At 52.3% G+C, this 15733-nt stretch carries 17 protein-coding genes; 16 read left to right on the top strand and 1 reads right to left on the bottom strand.

Annotated elements, in window-relative coordinates; all coding sequences use genetic code 11:
* Positions 1-5: 5 nt before the first annotated feature.
* The 12 genes from ACHZB8_RS07425 to thiL all read left to right on the top strand — a co-directional run bounded on the left by ACHZB8_RS07425 (position 6) and on the right by thiL (position 11006).
* The gene (locus tag ACHZB8_RS07425) at positions 6-428 is read left to right on the top strand and encodes a hypothetical protein (RefSeq protein ID WP_316859622.1); all 423 of its coding nucleotides are present in this window, start codon (positions 6-8) and stop codon (positions 426-428) included.
* Positions 429-774: 346 nt separating this feature from the next.
* Positions 775-1287 (top strand): transcriptional regulator LdtR, encoded by a 513-nt coding sequence (gene ldtR / locus ACHZB8_RS07420; protein ID WP_316859621.1) that lies wholly within the window; start codon positions 775-777, stop codon positions 1285-1287.
* Positions 1288-1963: 676 nt separating this feature from the next.
* Positions 1964-3214 carry a L,D-transpeptidase family protein gene (locus ACHZB8_RS07415; RefSeq protein ID WP_316859620.1) on the top strand — a complete coding sequence of 417 codons (1251 nt, stop codon included), beginning with the start codon at positions 1964-1966 and terminating at the stop codon, positions 3212-3214.
* Between the two features lie 4 nt (positions 3215-3218).
* Positions 3219-3413 (top strand): DUF6898 family protein, encoded by a 195-nt coding sequence (locus ACHZB8_RS07410; protein ID WP_316859619.1) that lies wholly within the window; start codon positions 3219-3221, stop codon positions 3411-3413.
* 276 nt (positions 3414-3689) lie between these two features.
* Positions 3690-5003, top strand: coding sequence for a serine hydroxymethyltransferase (gene glyA, locus ACHZB8_RS07405; protein ID WP_316859618.1), 1314 nt, complete (start codon positions 3690-3692; stop codon positions 5001-5003).
* 59 nt (positions 5004-5062) lie between these two features.
* Positions 5063-5563, top strand: a complete 501-nt coding sequence (gene nrdR, locus ACHZB8_RS07400) for a transcriptional regulator NrdR (protein ID WP_316859617.1) — start codon at positions 5063-5065, stop codon at positions 5561-5563.
* Positions 5564-5617: 54 nt separating this feature from the next.
* A complete protein-coding gene (gene ribD / locus ACHZB8_RS07395; protein WP_316859616.1) occupies positions 5618-6754 on the top strand; it encodes a bifunctional diaminohydroxyphosphoribosylaminopyrimidine deaminase/5-amino-6-(5-phosphoribosylamino)uracil reductase RibD in 1137 nt (378 codons plus the stop codon).
* A 12-nt stretch (positions 6755-6766) separates the two neighbouring features.
* Positions 6767-7384, top strand: coding sequence for a riboflavin synthase (locus ACHZB8_RS07390; protein WP_316859615.1), 618 nt, complete (start codon positions 6767-6769; stop codon positions 7382-7384).
* 78 nt (positions 7385-7462) lie between these two features.
* The gene (locus ACHZB8_RS07385) at positions 7463-8809 is read left to right on the top strand and encodes an FAD-binding oxidoreductase (RefSeq protein ID WP_316859614.1); all 1347 of its coding nucleotides are present in this window, start codon (positions 7463-7465) and stop codon (positions 8807-8809) included.
* 233 nt (positions 8810-9042) lie between these two features.
* Entirely contained in the window at positions 9043-9501 is a 459-nt protein-coding gene (ribH, locus tag ACHZB8_RS07380) for a 6,7-dimethyl-8-ribityllumazine synthase (protein WP_316859613.1), read from the top strand.
* Positions 9498-9992 carry a transcription antitermination factor NusB gene (gene nusB, locus ACHZB8_RS07375; protein WP_316859612.1) on the top strand — a complete coding sequence of 165 codons (495 nt, stop codon included), beginning with the start codon at positions 9498-9500 and terminating at the stop codon, positions 9990-9992. The genes ribH and nusB overlap by 4 nt, the downstream gene beginning before the upstream one ends.
* 12 nt (positions 9993-10004) lie before the next feature.
* Positions 10005-11006 (top strand): thiamine-phosphate kinase, encoded by a 1002-nt coding sequence (gene thiL, locus ACHZB8_RS07370; RefSeq protein ID WP_316859611.1) that lies wholly within the window; start codon positions 10005-10007, stop codon positions 11004-11006.
* A 104-nt stretch (positions 11007-11110) separates the two neighbouring features.
* Here thiL and ACHZB8_RS07365 read toward each other — a convergent pair whose 3' ends face one another.
* Entirely contained in the window at positions 11111-11614 is a 504-nt protein-coding gene (locus tag ACHZB8_RS07365) for an outer membrane protein assembly factor BamE (RefSeq protein ID WP_316859610.1), read from the bottom strand.
* 308 nt (positions 11615-11922) lie between these two features.
* Here ACHZB8_RS07365 and ACHZB8_RS07360 point away from each other — a divergent pair, with 308 nt between their 5' ends.
* The 4 genes from ACHZB8_RS07360 to ACHZB8_RS07345 all read left to right on the top strand — a co-directional run bounded on the left by ACHZB8_RS07360 (position 11923) and on the right by ACHZB8_RS07345 (position 15537).
* Entirely contained in the window at positions 11923-12471 is a 549-nt protein-coding gene (locus tag ACHZB8_RS07360) for a ubiquinol-cytochrome C chaperone family protein (protein ID WP_316859609.1), read from the top strand.
* Positions 12472-12736: 265 nt separating this feature from the next.
* Complete coding sequence (locus ACHZB8_RS07355) at positions 12737-13333, top strand: DUF177 domain-containing protein (protein WP_316859608.1); 597 nt, start codon at positions 12737-12739, stop codon at positions 13331-13333.
* 134 nt (positions 13334-13467) lie between these two features.
* Entirely contained in the window at positions 13468-14559 is a 1092-nt protein-coding gene (gene plsX / locus ACHZB8_RS07350) for a phosphate acyltransferase PlsX (RefSeq protein ID WP_394706137.1), read from the top strand.
* The gene (locus tag ACHZB8_RS07345) at positions 14560-15537 is read left to right on the top strand and encodes a beta-ketoacyl-ACP synthase III (RefSeq protein WP_316859606.1); all 978 of its coding nucleotides are present in this window, start codon (positions 14560-14562) and stop codon (positions 15535-15537) included.
* The last annotated feature ends 196 nt before the right edge of the window (positions 15538-15733 follow it).

The following is a 15733-nucleotide window of genomic DNA, read 5'->3' as shown; positions in this document are numbered from 1 at the left end:
AAGACATGACCCTGAAACTGACAGACGTACACAACAATATCTGGGGAGAGAATCTCCCGTTCTGGTTCGTCATCGTGGCGCGGTCGGGCAGTTTGTTTCTCATGATCAGTGGGCTTTTCTACTGTCTCGATATCCTTGGCGTCATGGGCCCCAGTGGACTTGAGCGCGGGCCATGGGCAGCATCGGCAAGCCGCGTGCTGTTGGCTTGCAGTTTTCTCATTGCCTGCATCGGGGTCTGGCAGCTCAGTTTCTGGGGAGTCGTCATGTGGGGTCTCAGCGCCATCATGCAGACGACGGCCATTTCGCTCATCGACAATTTCATTGCCTTTGAATCGATTGTTTCCCTCATTCATCTGGTCGGCCTCCTCGGACTGGCGGCCAGCACCGGCTGGGTCTATTACAAGGCATGTCAACAGCCTGATTACTAGGGTATGTTTGTCAAATATGTATGACTTAAAGTATTTCCTTGTTGAGGGGTAAGTCTTGATCAGATTTTTGGTCGAGTTTGTTATTTTTACTAATATTGTTTGATATATTTATATTTAGTTACGTAAAAATACAGTCGATATTTTTGTATATTTGGAAGTTTATTGAAGTCAATAACGTATCATTTACCAGTTTCCCAAAACTTGAGCCGGATTTGCTTCTAATTGAACTTTTAGGACTTTGTTAAGGGTGTTGCTTAAGCAGATTTTATTTTGCGCTGGTTAAGCTGAACTCTAAAGACGGGCAAACCGTCACTCAAAGTCAAAAACAAAAATGAGGCTCAAACACATGATTACGTCACAACAAACGCTTGAGGCGATTGGTGAAACCGGGGAAGACGTAGAGTTGAAACCTCTCTACATGGACGCTCTTCGGTTGGTTGAACGCCTGCATCGCAGACTTCTTGATGTTATTAAAGACGAATTCGAACGTCGTGGCCGCACCGATGTCAACAGCGTTCAAGCTTTGCTTTTGTTCAATATTGGTGATTCTGAAGTGACCGCAGGCGAGCTTCGCTCCCGTGGCTATTATCAAGGCTCGAACGTGTCCTACAACCTCAAGAAACTGGTCGACATGGGGTATGTCAATCATGAGCGTTCAAAGGTGGACCGGCGTTCCGTGCGTATTTCTCTTTCCGATAAAGGTTTGGAAATTCAGCAGATTGTAAGTGAGCTTTATGAACGTCACATCCGCACGATCGAGCAGGTTGGTGGCATCGCTCCTGAAGATTTCATGCTGTTGAACAAGTCCTTGCAGCGTCTTGAACGCTTCTGGACCGATCAGATCCTTTACCGTCTCTAGAGTTCCTGCCTGAAATCTTCGAACAAGAGCAAGCATTTGGATTTCAGTTTGGAAAACAGTGAGCCATATGCACACTGAACTGCATGGCGGAACCGGGCTATGAGGCTTTAAGAAGCGCGACACATTGCCTTTGATAACCGGTTCTGTTTCTGACCTGCATGCAATAACCCCGCAAGTGAAGTCCTTGCGGGGTTTTCTTGTGTCTGGACAGAGTGCCAAATGTTGCTGACAAGACAGTCGGTTCGAGCGAGGCGAAGTCTTGAAATTAGCCGCCGATCCGTGATTTTCCGACCAACGGATTACGAAAACGTAATTGGTTCATTTTCCATTCATCGCGAATTTGCCACATTCTAAAGGCACGCCAAGTGCATGCCAGCCAAAGGTGACCTTGCAAAACTGGCAATGCATCGCATATCAATAGGCTCAGACAGGAAATATCTTCCAGGCCCGTGAGAAAGACATTCCGTTGCAAAAGATGACGATGTCTGATTGTAAGTGGCTCCACTGCATGTTAGGGCAAAGATATAGACAAGTAATTTGACTGTTTGATAGGCGCGAGTCGTTGCCGACTAATAGAAATTAAGTGGCGAAAGAGACCATGAAAAACAGATTACCGGGTAGATTTGACAAGACTAGCATGCCGAATTGCACACGCAGAACATTCTTGAGTGGTAGCATGACCATATTGGCGGGGATGGTTGCTGCGACTTCGACACCGGTTTTTGCTCAGCCCGTCAACCCGATCGATGAAGTTCTGAATCAGGGGCAGGTAGAATGGGGGGATCGGTTTGATACGCCCGGCCAGACTGTGGCCGCGGTGAGAACTGCCGAGCCGACCCTGTCGCCGTCCACGGCCGAGAATATCGAAAGCGCGATGCAATTCTACTACGGGATCTTGCAGCGCGGCGGTTGGCCAGTCGTTCCGGATGATGAGGCCCTCCGCATAGGCATGCGTTCCGAAGCGATCGTCTTTTTGCGCCAGCGTCTCAACATGTCAGGTGATCTGGCGCAGGATGTCGGCGTTCGTGACGTGTTCGATTCCTATGTTGACGCAGCAGTGCGCCGCTTCCAGTCTCGCCATGGCATTCATCCCGATGGGATCGTGGGCAAGGAAACCCTTGCGGCCATGAATGTGCCGGTTGAAGTGCGATTGCGCCAGCTGGAAACGAATCTGGTCCGCGTGCGCTCCATGTCAGGTTTCCTCGGCAAGCGCTATGTCATGGTCAATATTCCTGCTGCGGAAATCGAAACCGTGGAAGAAGGCTTTGTGCATTCGCGCCACACCGCTGTTGTCGGCAAGATTGACCGCCAGACCCCGATTCTCGCCAGTCAGATCCATGAGATCAACTTCAACCCCTATTGGCATGTTCCTGAAAGTATCATTCGGAAAGATCTCATCCCGAAAATGCAGAAGGATCCGGATTATCTGAGGGAAAACAAGATCCACATCCGGGATCTGCGCAACAATATCGAGTTGGATGCCTCGCAAGTCGACTGGACGACCGATGACGCACTGAACTATCAGTTCCGTCAGGAACCGGGCGCCAAGAACTCGATGGGCTCGATCAAGATCAACTTTCATAACAAGTATTCTGTCTATTTGCATGATACGCCGTCGAAAACCCTGTTCGGATCGAGCTACCGCTTCCATTCCTCAGGATGTGTGCGGGTGCAGAATGTTCGCGAGTTCGTTACCTGGGTTCTGGAAGATACCAAGGGCTGGGACCGAATGAGCGTTGATGAAGTAATTCGGTCCGGCGAACGCGTCGATGTCAAGGTCGCTGGCAAGGTTCCCATTTATATGACCTACATCACGGCCTGGGCGACCAGCGAAGGCATGATCCATTTCCGTGAAGACATTTATGATCGCGATGGGTTGAACGCCATGAGCCCGGTCAACACACCACCTGTTCCAACGCAAGGCTAGTTGCATGACTGAACCGAAGCCGGGTGAAATCTATATCGAGTTCATCTCTATCGGCCAACAGGTCAAGGCCGTCGCGGTTGATGCCGCGACGGGCGTTGAGGTCAGCGTCTTCGGGCCATCGAGCGTCTCCCAACGCGATCTGCAAAATCTTGCGGTGCGAAAACTCAAGCGACGCCTTGAGCAACTTGGTCATGGGTGACCTGCTTTTTAATCACTGATCTTCCACCAGGATGTGAGGCTGCTGACAAAAGCGCGCTGCACAATGAAAGCGCCTTGGGTTTGTCTCGAGACTGTGCTACATCCGCGTCACGAAAGAGATTATGCGACTGTTATGAGAGCATAGTGTTGCTGTTTTGCGAACACTAGATGAACATTTATTCATTTATTAATCGCAGACTTGACCCTGCTTTTGTGATAGCCGTAAACACTCAGGTTCGAAATATTTTCGCCCACAAAAAATGAGGGGTATGGTTCCATGTCAACAAGCGCAGATGCCAATTCGGGAGCGATTTTCCCGAACTTCTTCACCCGTGATCTCGAAGCAACGGACGCAGCCGTTGCAAAGGCAATCGAAGACGAACTTGGTCGCCAGAAACACGAGATTGAATTGATCGCTTCTGAAAATATTGTGTCCAAGGCAGTCTTGCAGGCGCAAGGCTCGATCATGACCAATAAATATGCGGAAGGGTATTCGGGTCGACGTTATTATGGCGGTTGCCAACATGTTGATGTGGTCGAAGACCTCGCGATTGAGCGCGTGACCAAACTGTTCGGCTGTGAATTTGCCAACGTGCAGCCCAATTCCGGATCGCAAGCCAACCAGGCCGCTTTCATGGCACTGGTCAAGCCGGGCGACACCATTCTGGGCATGAGCCTTGATGCCGGTGGGCACTTGACCCACGGTGCCAAGCCGAACCAGTCCGGCAAATGGTTCAACGCCATTCAGTATGGCGTTCGCAAACAGGATGGCCGCATCGATTTCGATCAGATCGAGGAACTGGCAAAAGAGCATCAGCCTAAGCTCATCATTGCCGGTGGGTCCGCCTATAGCCGCGAATTCGATTTCAAACGCTTCCGCGAAATCGCCGATAGCGTCGGTGCCTATCTGATGGTCGACATGGCCCACTTTGCCGGTCTTGTGGCTGCTGGCCTGCATGAGCATCCGTTCCCACATGCTCATATTGTGACCTCGACCACTCACAAGACCTTGCGTGGTCCAAGGGGCGGTCTGGTTCTGACCAACGATCCCGATATCGCCAAAAAAGTCAATTCAGCCGTCTTCCCCGGCCTTCAGGGCGGACCTCTCATGCATGTTATCGCAGCCAAGGCCGTTGCCTTCGGTGAAGCCTTGACCGATGATTTCAAGATCTATGCGCAGGCCATCAAGGACAATGCGCAGGCTCTGGCCGATACCCTGTTTGAGGGTGGTCTTGAAATGGCATCTGGCGGCACTGACAATCATCTGCTTCTCGTCGACCTGCGCCCAAAAGGGCTGACCGGTAAAATGGCCGAAGCTGCATTGGGTCGCGCCTTCATCACCTGCAACAAGAACGGTGTTCCGTTTGATCCCGAGAAACCGGCCATCACGTCCGGTATTCGCCTCGGCACTCCAGCGGGCACATCTCGTGGTTTTGGCACCGAGGAATTCAGGCAGATTGGCCGGATGATCATCGAAGTGCTTGACGGTCTCGTGGCAAATGGTGAAGAAGGGAACAATGCGGTAGAATCGGCGGTGAAAGAGAAAGTCATTGCTCTGACGGATCGTTTCCCGATTTACCCAGACCTTTGACAACTGCTTGGGCTTTCGGTAACGAAACCGAAAGCCCTTAACGAAAATGAGGCCGAGCGATGAAATGTCCCTATTGTGGTTACGACGACACACAGGTCAAGGATTCCCGGCCAACTGAAGACAACACCGTCATTCGCCGCCGTCGTTTCTGCGGCGGGTGTGGCGGTCGCTTCACGACCTTCGAGCGGGTTCAGTTGCGCGAATTGTCCGTCATCAAGCGCACAGGCCGCAAAGTGCCGTTTGATCGCGACAAACTGATGCGTTCGGTTCAGGTTTCCCTGCGCAAGCGCCCTGTTGAAGACGAGAAAGTCGAGCGCATGGTTTCCGGCATCGTGCGCCAGCTGGAAAGCACCGGTGAGCCCGAAGTGCCAGCCGAACATATCGGCACGCTCGTCATGGAAGGCCTCAAGGGCCTGGACGAAATTGCCTATATCCGATTTGCATCCGTCTACAAGAATTTCCGCGAAGCAAAAGACTTTTCCGATATGCTCAATGAGCTGTCTTCCGAGCGCATCGATGATGATATGCTCGATGAGGACGATGACGGAAAGCGAGCCTGACGGCCTGCCATTTCCGGAAAGAAGTGTCTTCGATCGAAGACATGGGGCCTTTCAATGAAGACGATTGTCACTGATCAGCAATGGATGGATCTCGCATTGCGTCTCGGGCGGCGATGTGCCGGAGTGACTGCGGAAAATCCCGCGGTCGGGTGCGTCATTGTTATCGATACGAAATGGGGACCGGAACTGGTCGGGCGAGGCTGGACCCAAAGAGGTGGGCGTCCCCATGCCGAGCGCGTGGCTCTGGCCGAAGCTGGCGACAGGGCAAAGGGCGCAACAGCCTATGTCACACTCGAACCATGTTCCCATTATGGCAAATCGCCTCCCTGCGCCAAGGGGCTGATTGAGGCGGGCGTCAAACGCGTTGTTTGCGCCCACCCGGACCCGGATAAACGAGTCGCCGGGCGTGGCTTTGAAATGCTTGCCGAGGCCGGAATAATGGTTGATTCTGGATTGGAGCAGCAAAGGGCCAACCGGGATCTTGCCGGGTTCCTTTCCCGCACCAAACGAAACAGGCCCTGGTTACAGGTTAAAATGGCTGTCTCGCCAGACGGAAAAACTGGCGTCAGAGGCGAGGGGAATTTTCCCATTACAGGACAGGCCGCCAAGCAAGCGACCTATGGCTTGCGAATGCAGGCCGACGCGATATTGGTCGGTATCGAAACCGCCATCGTTGATGATCCGTCCCTGACGGTGAGACTGCCTGCCCTTGAAGACAGATCGCCGCTGCGTGTCGTGCTCGATTCAAAAGCCCGTCTTCCCCTTGAAAGCCATCTGGTGAAAACGGCTAGAGACGTTCCTGTCTGGATCATGACCAGCAAAGCCGCACAACAGAGCAAGAGGGATGCACTGGAACGAGCCGGGTGCATAGTCCTTGCAATCGATCCGGATTCCGATGGCCATGTTGATCTTTCAAAGGCCCTGCATAGCCTTTCAGCACGTGGGATCAACAAGGTTTTTGCTGAAACCGGGGCAACCCTTGCCGATGCATTGCTTGCGCGGGGTTTGATAGATGAATTCATTCTCTATCAAGGCGTACACATCGTGGGTGAGGAGGGGATTCCGGCGCTGGATGGCAATCCTGTCAAGGCATTGACCCGGGCCGGTTTTACTTGTGAAATGACACGAAAAATGGGTGAAGACAGAATGATCCGCTTTGTTCACCCCAACAGCATCAAACAGATCAACTAAGGAGAAGTGGCCATGTTTACCGGAATTATCACCGACGTCGGCGAGGTCATCAAGCAAGACGCCATACCGGCTGGTCAGCGTGTTCGCATTGCCACAAGGTTTGACCCCGAGAGCATTGCGCTGGGAGCCTCGATTGCATGCAATGGGGTTTGTCACACGGTGGTCGAAACGGGTCTGCTTTGGGATGGTCGGAACTTTTTTGACGTGGAGTCCGGCAAGGAAACGCTTGATTTGACCAATGCGTCCCAATGGGAACCGGGAAGCGCGATCAATTTGGAGCGCTCGCTAAAAATGGGGGATGAGCTTGGAGGCCACCTCGTTCTTGGTCATGTCGATGGTCTGGCCACGATTGTCGAGCGGAAGGATCACCCCGACAGCGTGTTTTTCAAATTGCGAGCGCCGGGAAATCTGGCTCGTTTCATTCCCACCAAGGGGTCTGTTGCTCTTGATGGCACGTCGCTGACGGTCAATGATGTCGACGGCGATGATTTCACGATCTTTCTGATCCCGCACACGCTTGCCAATACCGCCTGGAAAGAGAAAAAGGCCGGAGATCAGATCAACCTCGAAGTGGACATGATGGCGCGTTACGTCGCCCGTCTCAGTGAATATAGCCCATCACAACAATAGGCATGAGCGTAAAAGTTTGATATTTGATGGGGAGCGAGCAATGTCTGTTTCGCTCCCTTCCTTTTGCAAGAGCTTCCCATGGCCGAGAAAATCAGCATCAATACTCCGCTCCAGTTTTCTGATCCGTTACCCGAATCCGTTGATATCGCCATCATTGGCGCAGGCATTGTCGGTGTCTTTGCAGCTCTCTATCTGGCGAGAGCTGGCAAAAAAGTATGCCTTCTAGAAAAGGGACGGATATCTGGCGAGCAGTCCTCACGGAACTGGGGCTGGATTCGTCAGCATGAGCGCGACGAGGCTGAAGTGCCTCTGGCCATGGATGCACTGAAACTGTGGAAACAGGCCGATGACGATACCGGTGGTGCGACCGGGTTCAGGATTTCGAGCATCAACTATTTGGCTTCGAGTGAAAAGGAGCTGAAAAATCTCGAAGGCTGGATGCAGATCGCCGAAAAATATGGTGTGAAGTCAAGGCGGCTCACCAGAAAAGACATCTCGGAGTGCTTCTCGGGCCAGTCAAACGAACAATGGCTCGGGGGAACCACCACCATCGACGATGCAAGGGCCGAGCCCTGGCAGGCTGGTCCGGCTATCGCCAAACTGGCCCATGAGGAAGGAGCGATCATCCTTGAGGATTGCGCGGCTCGCAAGCTCGAACTGACAGCAGGAAAGATCACCGGTCTTCATACTGAAAAGGGCCTTGTCAAATGCGAACAGGTGCTGCTGGCCGCAGGCGCATGGTCTCGGCTGTTCGCCGCCAATCATGGTATCGACTTCCCGCAATTGTCCCTGAGCCTGACTGCATTGCAGACCGAGCCCATGGTGGACTTTACCACTGCCAACAGCGTTGACGAAGAATTTGCTATTCGTCTGCGTGAGGATGGCGGCTATACGCTTGCGGTTTGCGATGGAAACGACTTTTTCATTGGCCCCGATGCCTTTCGCAGTTTCTTCAAATATCTCCCACTGCTGAAAGAAAGTTGGAATCACACCTTCCTTTCTCCATGGGCACCAAAGGATTATCCCGACGCCTGGACAACACGCCGACATTGGTCCGCCAATGAGATGTCGCCGTTTGAGCGTTGCCGCCTTCTGGAGCCAGCACCCAATATGAAGTATGTAAGGAAAGCACTCTCGGGCTTTGAAAAGCGATTTCCCGATCTGCCAAAACCGGTTTTGAAAACAGCCTGGGCAGGGATGGTTGATGCCATGCCCGATGTGGTGCCAATCATCGACCGGGTCGAGAAAATCCCCGGACTTGTCGTCGCAACAGGCTTCAGCGGACATGGTTTTGGTATTGCACCCGGCGCTGCGATGGTCATCAAGGATCTGATGATCGGCGAGACCCCCAAACACAATATTTCGCGCTTCCGTTTCTCCCGTTTTTCCGATGGTTCAAAGCTGGTTTTGGGACCGGCCCTCTAGGGCTGACCGCAAACTGTCGATGGGCTAGACCTGAGAATTTCGCCCAATCTTCAAAACAAAAGCAATAAAAAGCGACCTTTCTCTTTTCGTGGGGGTTGACGGGTGAGCTGGGGAATCCGATCTTTCGACCCAATGCAGATGAATAAAAAGCTGGACAAGCCCGATGGGACATGGTTTTACAAGCGCTCTTGTTTGTCACCATTGTGCCAATCGTCAGACTTCGGATGGATAACATGAGCAAGGAAATTCCACATATTTTGATCATCGAGGCGCGCTTTTATGAAGATCTCGCCGATGAGCTTGTTCGCGGAGCTGTAGAAGCTCTGGAGGATGCAGGAGCCACCTTCGAACGCGTTGCGGTTCCCGGCGTTCTGGAAATTCCGGCTGCGCTGTCGATGGCAATGGCAGCGGTCGAGGACGGGATTACCGATTATGATGGATATGTCGCGCTTGGCGTGGTTATCCGCGGCGAAACCACCCACTATGATATCGTTTCAAACGAGTCAGCCCGGGCATTGATGAATCTTTCCGTTGAGGGCTGCATTGCTCTTGGCAACGGCATTCAGACCGTGGAGACCAGTGCCCAGGCCTGGGCGCGCGTCAAGCCCGAAGAAAAGGACAAGGGTGGCGCAGCCGCCCGCGCTGCGCTCGCCATGATCGAGCTGCGCGAAAAATTCGGAATAGAAGAATGAGCAAAGAAGAAAAGCCGGTTCGACCAGCCAATCAAAGGGGTTCCGCACGTCTTGGTGCCGTACAAGCCCTCTATCAAATGGATGTCGGCGGTACATCCCTTGGTGAAGTGCTGGAAGAGTTCGAACTCTATCGACTGGGCAAGGAAATCGACGACGAGCTCTATTTGCCTGCTGACTTTTCCTATTTCAAGGAACTGGTAAGCGGCGTTGTTCGTGAACAGCGTTTGCTGGATCCGAAAATCAATGAAGCCTTGCAGAAAGGCTGGCCACTGGCTCGCATTGACCAGACCATGCGGGCAATCCTGCGCAGCGGGCTTTATGAAGTCATCTTTCGCAAGGATGTGCCTGTGCCGGTTATCCTCACAGAATATGTCGATGTGGCCAAAGCCTTCTTTGAAGGGGATGAACCGCGTATGGTCAACGGCGTTCTCGACAGCTTGGCGAGGGCTGTGCGGTCTGATGAAATGAAAAAGAAAAGTCAGCCAGAATAAAGGGATAATCGCATGGCTGGCCCGCAACGTCGCCTCGGAGAGAATGGCATCATCGAGAAATATCTGGTGCCATTGTCTCACCCCGAAATGTCTTTCGGTTTCAGCGACGATGCCGCTTTCATGCGACAGGAAGCCGATCAGCACCTTGTGATGACCAAGGACATGCTGGTCGCAGATATCCACTTCTTTGCCAGTGATCAACCCGATCTGATCGCCCGCAAGGCCTTGCGGGTCAATCTTTCCGACCTTGCCGCAAAAGGGGCCGAACCGGTTGGCTACCTGCTTGGACTAGGTCTGCCCGAGACCTGGAGCGAGAGCTGGCTCGCAGCCTTTTGCGCAGGCCTTGAGGCTGATCAGAAGGTGTTCGGTTTTCCTCTGATCGGTGGTGACACGGTCAAAAGCCCGGATCGCCTGACCTTGTCCGTCACGGCTCTCGGCAAGGTGCCCAGAGACAAGGTGCTCCTGAGGAAAAATGCCAAAGCGGGTGATGATGTCTATGTGACCGGCAGCATCGGAGATGCAGCGCTTGGTCTCGACATCATCAAGAATGAAGAGAAATATGAATTTCTCTCGGAACAAGACCGCGCCTTTCTGAAGGATCGTTTTTGGTTGCCTCAGCCAAGGACAGGCATGAGGCCTTTCTTGCGGCAATTCGCAACGGCATCAATGGATCTTTCGGATGGTCTGATCGGGGATGCCGGAAAAATGGCAAAAGCCGCAGGCGTCTTGATCGAGCTTGATGAAACGGCGATTCCCTATTCCCTTGCGGCTTCAAAGACTATTGGCGCGTTGTCCGGTAGCCGCATGTTGGCCCTTGGGGGCGGGGATGACTATGAATTGCTTTTCTGCGCTTCAGCCCTGATGAGGGAACAGATTGATGAGGCAATAGAGCAAGAGAACGGATTGCCCATAACAAGGATCGGACGCGTGCGCGAAGGGCATGGCCTCAAAATACGGGATAGGGAAAATGCAGAAATCGATCTTTGCCAGACGCAGGGATATGAGCATTTCTAGCGGAAAAACCACCCGATCATACTCTGTATGGGGCGATTGAAAATCTGGAACGAGACGGGGTGAGATGGTGTCACTGCCACGCGCGCAATAACACCATTGACCTGTTAGTTCGTGCCAGGAATGCCTGCGCCGACGCCTTCCATCAAGCGACTGAGAAACTGGACGTCCTTGCCGCCAGTCGGTGTGACCTGACGGGAATAGTCAAACAGCTTTCCATCTTTGAGTCCGTATTTCGCGGTTCGAGCAACACGGGCATCTTCGTCGAAATAGACGGCAACCACGGTTTGATCAACAGGCTTTGGATTCATGAACTGAGCCACCTGTTTGCGTGTTTGCGAAATATAGTAGAAAACTTCTCCACCAAAATTGGCAGATGTCGAGGGTGTGCCAAGGGTCAACAATACCTGCTCGCGGCTGGCACCCTCGACAATCTGATCAAGGGTATAGTCTGACGGGACAAATCCATGAATGGTCGTGCTGTCCGTATAACAACCGGAAAGAAGCGCGGTGCTGAGAAAAACGACAAGGCTGAGCGCCTTGACTTGAGGGGAAAACCGGCTTGGCTGTTGACCTTCGTGACATTCGGTAGCGGAGCTGACGTTGCGCATGGGAATGTGGTACTCCTCGTATATACAATCCTGTCTTAAGTATGAAACAGGCCTTTTGCGTCTTGAATTTGGACGCGGATCACCACAAAAGAATAACCTTGGCAGCGATCACGATTGTGCGGCGGCGATATTAGCCTATGTTTTAGTCTATGTCGGTATCTCTTTTGATAACAAAATGCAATCATTCAAACTCGATTGCCCGTCAGATGCACTATATCGTTGGTCAAGATACCTTGCTTCCAGTTGCCGGCGTTGAACAGGTTTCAGTCTTTGGCCTGCAAGGCGAGAAAATCAAAATGGGGACACATATGATATTCGGATTGTTCAAGAACAGCGACGACCAGAAGAGCATAGCAAAAGCGCTTTACGATCAAATCGTGGCACAGGCGAGGCAGCCGGAATTTTATCTTTCCTATAATGTTGCTGATAGCACGACCGGTCGCTTTGAAATGATCATCATGCATCTCTATATGTTTTCCCATCGGCTGCGCTTCGAGAGCGAAGACAAACGCCAGATCGGTCAGGCAGTGTTTGATTATTTCATGAAGGACATGGACGCCTCGCTCAGGGAGCAGGGTGTCGGAGATCTTTCCGTACCCAAAAAAATCAAGAAGATGGCTGAAGCCTTCTACGGTCGTCTTGACGCCTATGACAAGGCCAGAGCCGAGAGCCGGGAGGCTCTGGCAGCGGCACTTTCACGCAATATCTATCCTGATGACGAGGAGACAAAACCTCAAGCTTACGCGATCGCAGACTATATGTTGGCAAACGAAACCCATCTGGCGAGCCAGACAACAGAGGCCTTTGCGGAGGGGCGACTTCAATTTGCCGGAATTGCCAAATATCCAGAAAACTGACATATAGCCGCCTTGACCCTCACGCGTGTCAACAGGGCTACAAATGCGCGGAAATGGGGCTTGAAGGGAACAAAGAGGGCCTTTCGCAGAAACTGCTTGAAGTTTTTAGGCCGCATAAAGTGCGCAAATCTTGACAAAGCCATCACATAATGGTGATACGGCACACAAATGAGATCAGACTCTGATCCTTTCGAAACGAGCGCGACACATGTACGTGCTCAGCGCTGATCCTTGTAGATCAAGCTGCCAATTTGAGGCCTGGACCATGGCAAAAAAAATCGTGACTGAAGAAATCATCGAACTCGAACCGGTGTTGTCCCTGCCCATTGCAGTGGATCGTCTCAAATCCCTTGGGGAGATGGTCAAGGCGGAGGCCGACGAGGAGGCTTGCGACGCGTTGCGTGAGCGCCTTGGTATTCTCGCCGTCAAGTCTTTTTCTGTTGAAGCAAAGGTCATGCCCTGGAAAAAGCGGGGTGTGCGAATCGAGGGGGCTGTGCGTGGGGAGGTCGAGCAGGCTTGCGTCGTAACCCTTCAGCCTGTGCTTGAAATGATCGATGCCGAGCTGAATCTGACGCTGGTCCCAAAAGGATCAAGCTTCGCTCGCCGGGCAGACAACAATCTGACCGGTGGAGAAATGGTTGTCGATCCTGAAGGAGAAGATCCGCCCGAAGAGTTTGAAGGTGAAGAAATTGATATTGGCAAATATGCCGAGGAGTTTTTTGCCTTGAACCTCAATGACTATCCTCGTGTTGCAGATGCCGAATTCTCTCCCCATATCGAGGACGAAAGCGGATCTGACAGCAGCGAAAATCCATTTGCGGCCCTCGCCAGTCTTAAAAAGGATCTACCTGAAAAAGAGTAGAATTGGGGGCGTTAGGTCAAATTCTAAATAATCTGGTTGTTTCTTCGGGGGAATTCGATATTGTCCGAGAAACTCTCAGCATAGACAAGAGAACCGGCCGCAGTGAGCTTGAGAGTGGCAATCGCCCCGGCTTCATGTGGTTCAGAATTACAAGCGGAATAGAGTATTCTGGTATGTCCGAAACGATCAATATTTCATTGGATGTTATGGGAGGCGATCACGGCCCGTCCGTGATCCTGGATGGTGCAGACATCGCCCTGGTTCGACATCCTGATATTCGCTACCAGCTGTTTGGTGACAAAGAGATCATTGAAAATCTCTTGAATGACTTTCCGCGCGTCAAGCAAGCCAGCACCTTATATCACTGTGAAGTCGTGATCCAGATGGATGAGCGCCCCAGTCAGGCGCTTCGTCGCGGTCGTAACAAGTCCAGCATGTGGCGCTCTATTGAAGCGACACGGGATCATTTGTCCGATGTCTGTGTCTCCGCTGGCAATACGGGTGCGCTGATGGCCATGTCGAAATTCTGTCTCAGGACCATGGCCGACATTGAACGCCCGGCAATCGCAGCCATCTGGCCGACCCTGCGTGGTGAAAGCATCGTACTTGACGTCGGCGCAACAATCGGCGCTGACGCCCAGCAACTGGTGGACTTCTCTCTTCTGGGGGGAGCCATGGCTCGATCCCTTTTCGGTATCGACCGACCGACCATTGGTCTTCTCAATATCGGTGAAGAGGACGTCAAGGGCCTTGATGAGGTCAAGGAAGCGGGCAGAATGCTGCGCGATTTCAAATTTCCGCAATTCGAATATAAGGGCTTCGTTGAGGGCGACGATTTGGGAACCGGTGCAGTTGATGTTGTGGTTACCGAAGGTTTTGCCGGGAATATTGCCCTCAAGACCGCAGAAGGAACTGCAAAGCAGCTTGCCGAATATCTCTACTCGGCCATGAGCCGCACCTGGATGGCTCGCATCGGCTATATGTTTGCCCGTTCCGCTTTCAGCCGCCTGCGCGAGAAAATGGACCCACGAAAGGTCAATGGTGGTGTCTTCCTGGGTCTGAACGGAATTGTCATCAAGAGCCATGGTGGCGCGGACGGGGAGGGTTTCGCCGCAGCCATTGGGCTTGGCTATGATATGGTCAAGAATGGCCTTACCGAAAAAATCGAGCAAGACCTCTCGATTTATCACAAGAACCGATTTGAGGCCGACGAGGAGAACGCATAAGTGAGCGTGACGAGATCTGTTTTGGTGGGATCAGGATCCTATCTTCCCGAGAAAATTGTAACGAACGAAGATCTGACAAAAATCGTTGACACATCTGACGAATGGATCAGGCAAAGAACAGGGATTAGCCAACGTCACGTCGCCGCCGATGGTGAATTCACGTCACATCTTGGTTACAAGGCTGCCGTCGATGCGCTCCAGAATGCTGGTCTTGATGCGCAGGATATCGACTTGATCATTTGTGCCACTGCGACCCCTGACAATACGTTCCCGGCAACCGCTGTGGCGATACAGAACATGCTTGGCATTCATCACGGCGCTGCTTTTGACATGCAGGCCGTCTGCTCCGGCTTCATTTTCGCACTGACCACCGCAGACATGTATATTCGCTGTGGCAAAGCCAAGAATGCCCTGGTCATCGGGGCCGAAACCTTCACCCGTATCCTCGATTTCAAGGACCGGACCACCTGTGTTCTGTTTGGAGACGGGGCCGGAGCCGTGGTGGTTCAGGCACAGGAAGGCGAAGGGGATACCTCAGACCGCGGTATCCTTACCACGCATCTGCGCTCCGATGGTCAGCACAAGGACAAGCTCTATGTCGATGGTGGCCCTTCGACCACCCAGACCGCAGGTCATTTGCGCATGGAAGGCAAGGAAGTCTTCAAGCACGCAGTCGGGATGATTTCGGACGTAATCACCGACGCATTCGATGCAACCGGCTTGAGTGCCGAGGATCTTGACTGGTTTGTGCCGCATCAGGCCAATCAGCGTATCATCGACTCCAGCGCAAAAAAGCTTCACATCGCACCTGAAAAGATTGTCTCTACCGTCAGTATGCATGGCAACACGTCGGCGGCCTCAATTCCTCTGGCCCTTAATGTTGCCGTCAAGGACGGGCGCATCAAGCGCGGAGACATCGTGCTTCTGGAGGCGATGGGGGGAGGATTTACCTGGGGGTCGATTCTGCTGCGCTGGTAATGGTCAATTAGTATCGAATGGGTTTTCTGCTCTCTGAGGTTGCAATTATGTTGCAATGATTCTGAAATGGACAGATTTAGGTAGAAATCACAGGGCTGTTTTTGTTTAAAAACAGAAAATTCTACTAATAAAGTTGGTGAAATTCCCACGATAAAGTCAGAAAATTTCAAGCTCGGTTTTCTGAAGTGGTATCATG

This window comes from uncultured Cohaesibacter sp. (genome assembly GCF_963556055.3).
Taxonomy (GTDB): domain Bacteria; phylum Pseudomonadota; class Alphaproteobacteria; order Rhizobiales; family Cohaesibacteraceae; genus Cohaesibacter.
This window is presented reverse-complemented; position numbering and strand designations above follow the sequence as displayed.